The organism is Mesorhizobium silamurunense, from assembly GCF_014843825.1.
Classification (GTDB): domain Bacteria; phylum Pseudomonadota; class Alphaproteobacteria; order Rhizobiales; family Rhizobiaceae; genus Mesorhizobium; species Mesorhizobium silamurunense.
Genome location: NZ_JHQR01000392.1, coordinates 1 through 3838 on the forward strand (window position 1 = coordinate 1; position 3838 = coordinate 3838).

The 3838-nt window shown below is 64.5% G+C and carries 5 protein-coding genes; all 5 read left to right on the forward strand.

The window, feature by feature from the left end; genetic code table 11:
• Nucleotides 1-844 (forward strand): bifunctional diaminohydroxyphosphoribosylaminopyrimidine deaminase/5-amino-6-(5-phosphoribosylamino)uracil reductase RibD (gene ribD / locus DH10_RS34445; protein ID WP_192385865.1); only part of this gene is annotated, 844 nt, incomplete at its 5' end.
• Nucleotides 845-905: 61 nt separating this feature from the next.
• Nucleotides 906-1523 (forward strand): riboflavin synthase, encoded by a 618-nt coding sequence (locus DH10_RS34450; protein WP_192256963.1) that lies wholly within the window; start codon nucleotides 906-908, stop codon nucleotides 1521-1523.
• 132 nt (nucleotides 1524-1655) lie between these two features.
• Nucleotides 1656-2645: a methyltransferase gene (locus DH10_RS34455; protein ID WP_192256961.1), complete on the forward strand. Its 990-nt coding sequence runs from the start codon at nucleotides 1656-1658 to the stop codon at nucleotides 2643-2645.
• A gap of 138 nt (nucleotides 2646-2783) precedes the next feature.
• Nucleotides 2784-3278 (forward strand): 6,7-dimethyl-8-ribityllumazine synthase, encoded by a 495-nt coding sequence (ribH, locus tag DH10_RS34460; RefSeq protein WP_192256959.1) that lies wholly within the window; start codon nucleotides 2784-2786, stop codon nucleotides 3276-3278.
• Nucleotides 3275-3769, forward strand: a complete 495-nt coding sequence (nusB, locus tag DH10_RS34465; RefSeq protein ID WP_192256957.1) for a transcription antitermination factor NusB — start codon at nucleotides 3275-3277, stop codon at nucleotides 3767-3769. The genes ribH and nusB overlap by 4 nt, the downstream gene beginning before the upstream one ends.
• Nucleotides 3770-3838: the final 69 nt, after the last annotated feature.

Genomic DNA, 3838 nt, shown 5'->3' on the forward strand with positions numbered 1-3838 from the left:
CCGCACGCCGCCTTGCGCCAACGCGCTGGTCAATGTGGGCATCGCGCGCGTTGTGGGCGCGGCGAGCGACCCCGATCCGCGCGTCTCCGGCAAGGGCTACGCCATCCTGCGCGCCGCCGGCGTCGAGGTGGCGGAGAAGGTGCTCGCCACCGAAGCTGCCGAGCAGATGGCCGGCTATTTGATCCGGTCATTGAAGAAACGCCCGGAAGTGACTTTGAAGCTCGCACTTTCGAGCGACGGCAAGATCGGCAGGAAAGGCGCCGGCCAAGTCGCCATCACCGGCGAGATCGCCAGACGCGAGGTCTATCTGATGCGCGCCGAGGCCGATGCCATCCTGGTCGGCATCGGTACCGCACTTGAGGACGATCCGGCGCTGACCGTGCGCCTGCCGGGACTGGAGAACCGCTCGCCGGCGCGCATCATTCTCGACCGCCAGATCCGGCTGCCGGAGACATCGAAGCTGGTGTCCGGCCTCGACCGAGTGCCGCTCTATGTCGCGGCATGCCTCGAAGCCGATCCGCATCGGCGAGCGGCTCTCGAACGCGCCGGCGTGCGCTTCATCGGCACGGAAACCTATGAAAGCGAGATAGCCTTGCCGGAGTTGCTGGAGGACGTGGCAGCACTCGGCATGGCGAGCGTGCTGGTCGAAGGCGGCGCGCAGGTGGCCAGGGCCTTCCTGGAAGAAGACCTTGTTGACCGCATTGTGCTGTTTCAGGGGCCGGAAGCGATCGGCGAGGACGGCATTGCATCGCCGATCGACGCCGACCATATCCCCGCAGGTTTCCGCAAATTGCGCGAGATGCGCTTCGGCGAAGATGCCTACGCCGAATGGGTACGACCGTGATCCCAAAAAGTGGGAACCGGTTTTTGGATAGGATCATGGTCAAGCTGGAAGACGCGATCTGATGTTTACAGGAATTGTCACGGACGTCGGCACTGTCGCGAGTGTGAAGCCGCTCAGCGAAGGTGTCGGTCTGCGCATCGATACGGCCTACGACCCCGAAACGATCGCGATCGGCGCTTCGATTTCCTGCGGCGGCGTCTGCCTGACCGTCACCGCACTACCCGAGCAAGGCTCGAACGCGCGCTGGTTCGAGGTCGAAGCATGGGAAGAAGCGCTCAGGCTGACCAGCGCTTCGAGCTGGAAATCCGGCACCAGGATCAATCTCGAACGGGCGCTGAAGATCGGTGACGAACTCGGCGGCCACATCGTGTCCGGTCATGTAGACGGCACGGCCGAGCTGGTCGAGCGCAAGGAGGAGGGCGATGCCGTGCGCTTCACCCTCGAAGCGCCCCGGCATTTGGCGAAGTTCATCGCGCCGAAGGGCTCGGTCGCGCTCGACGGCACCTCGCTCACCGTCAACAAGGTCGAAGGCACCCGTTTCGACGTGCTTTTGATCCAGCATTCGCTGAGCGTCACCACCTGGGGCGAGCGCCAGACCGGCGACCGCGTCAACCTCGAGATCGACACCATGGCCCGCTACGCCGCGCGCCTGGCGGAGGCGGCGAAAGAGGGGCTTTGAGCACAGCCGTGCGGTTTCCGGCGAGGCGGCGGCCCGGATTGCTGACACCGGACGGGCAAATCCGCCGTTCTGCAGGGCTTCACTTCTGTTCGCACCCCACATAAGCTCTCTCCTTGGCCGGAGGGGAAAACCGTGAGCAGCCCGTCGCAACAAGTCGTGAGACTTGGTTTCGGATTTGCTGTGTCACAGGCGCTGCGCGTCGTTATCGAACTCGGAATTCCCGATCTTCTAGTCTCCGGCGAGCAGTCGGTTGAAGACTTGGCAGCCGCCACGAAGGTGGATGCGGAACCCCTCTACCGCGTGATGCGGCTTCTGGCGCCGGAGGGGGTGTTCACTGAAAATCGCCCTCGTCATTTTGCGTTGACGGAAGTTGGCGCGGTGCTGCGTTCCGATCGGCCCGGACCGCGTGATTTCATCCGGATGATCAACAGTGAGGCCTACCTTGCATTCGAGCAGCTTCTGCATTCCGTCCGCACGGGAAAGCCCGCCTTCGACAAGGTATTCGGGAGCCCGAGGTTCGATTGGCTCTCGGCCCACCCGGAGCAGGCTGCCCTGTTTCAGAAAGCCATGGTCGCCTTGAGCCAAGGCGGCAACGAGGCAGTGGCCGACGCCTATGATTTCGGCCGATATACGCGGATTGTCGATGTCGGCGGCGGGCATGGACAGCTTCTCTCGGCCATCCTTGCCCGCAATCCTCATTTGAGCGGCATTCTATTCGATCTGCCCTCCGGCGTGGCGGCGGCGCGCCGGGGCGCCGGTGGCGATCTGCCGCGCACCGACTTCGTCGCAGGCGACTTCTTCGAGAGTGTCCCGGTTGGCGACATCTACGTGATCAAAAAGGTCATCCACGACTGGAACGACGAACGTGCCGGGTTGATCCTGCGGCGTTGCCGCGAGGCCATGCCACGGCATGGCAGGGTGCTCCTGGCTGAGACGCTCGTGCCTCCGGGCGATGAGCCGGATCAGATCAAGGCCATCGATGTAGTCATGCTCGCGGTCACCGGCGGCCTGGAACGGACGGAGACACAATACGCCCGCCTGTTCGAAAGCGCCGGACTGAAGCTCGAGCGGGTGATCGGCACCCGGGCGCCGATCTCGATCCTCGAGGCTTCGCCTGTCTAGCAAAAGAACGTTCTGAAAGATCGCGCCGCGCGGGACCCGAAACCGTCGAGAGATGCTGGCCGGTGTCGGTTCGGCAATCTTGTGCTTGCGATCAACCCGGCTTCGGCCTAAGTCACCGGCAACCCCCCGGAGACTTTTATGGCAGGCATATCCCAACACGGCAAAGCGTTCATTCGTCCGAAGGCGAAGGCGCATCTGCTTATTGTCGAGGCGCGTTTCCACGACGACCTCGCCGACGCGCTGCTCGAAGGCGCGACTTGCGCGCTGGACGAGGCCGGCGCCACCTATGACGTCGTCACCGTTCCCGGCTCGCTGGAAATCCCGGCCGTCATCACCTTCGCGCTGGACGGCGCCGCCGAAGGCGGCACGCATTATGACGGCTTCGTCGCGCTCGGCACCGTCGTCCGCGGCGACACCTATCATTTCGACATCGTCGCCAATGAATCGAGCCGCGCGCTCATGGACCTCTCAGTGCAGGAAGCGATCGCGATCGGCAACGGCATCCTGACCACCGAGAACGATGCGCAGGCCTGGACGCGGGCCAGGCGAACGGAAGGCGACAAGGGCGGTTTCGCCGCGCGCGCGGCGCTGACCATGATCGCGCTGAAAGAGAAATTCGGAGCCCAATCGTGAGCGAGCCTGCCCACACCGGTGCGGTGCGCCACGCCAACAAGCGCGGCGCCGCCCGTCTTGCCGCCGTCCAGGCGCTCTACCAGATGGATGTGGCCGGCAGCGGCGTCTTCGAGATCACCGCCGAGTACGAAGCCTTCCGCCTTGGCAAGGAAGTCGACGGCGCGCTCTATCGCGAAGCGGATGCGCAGTGGTTCCGCGCCATCCTGACCGGCGTCGTCGAGAACCAGAAGACCATCGATCCTGTCATTCGCCAGGCACTCACCGATGACTGGCCGCTATCGCGGCTGGATTCGACGCTGCGCGCCATCCTGCGTGCCGGCGTCTACGAGCTGATGAAGCGCGACGACGTGCCGGTGGCCGTCATCGTCTCGGAATATGTCGATATCGCCAAGGCCTTCTACGAGGAAGACGAGCCGAAGCTGGTGAACGCAGTGCTCGATCGCGTCTCGCGCCGGGTGCGCGGCGAAGGACGCGGCAAGGACGCATCGTGACCGCCATAGCGGTCGTCGCTGGCGCCGGCAGGGAAGCGCGCCGCACGGCAGTGCTCCTCGCGGCCGCCC

Bases quoted from the DNA above. Each gene is read 5' to 3' on its own strand.
- DH10_RS34450 (WP_192256963.1), top strand. From the start codon at position 906: ATGTTTACAGGAATTGTCACGGACGTCGGCACTGTCGCGAGTGTGAAG.
- ribH (WP_192256959.1), top strand. From the start codon at position 2,784: ATGGCAGGCATATCCCAACACGGCAAAGCGTTCATTCGTCCGAAGGCG.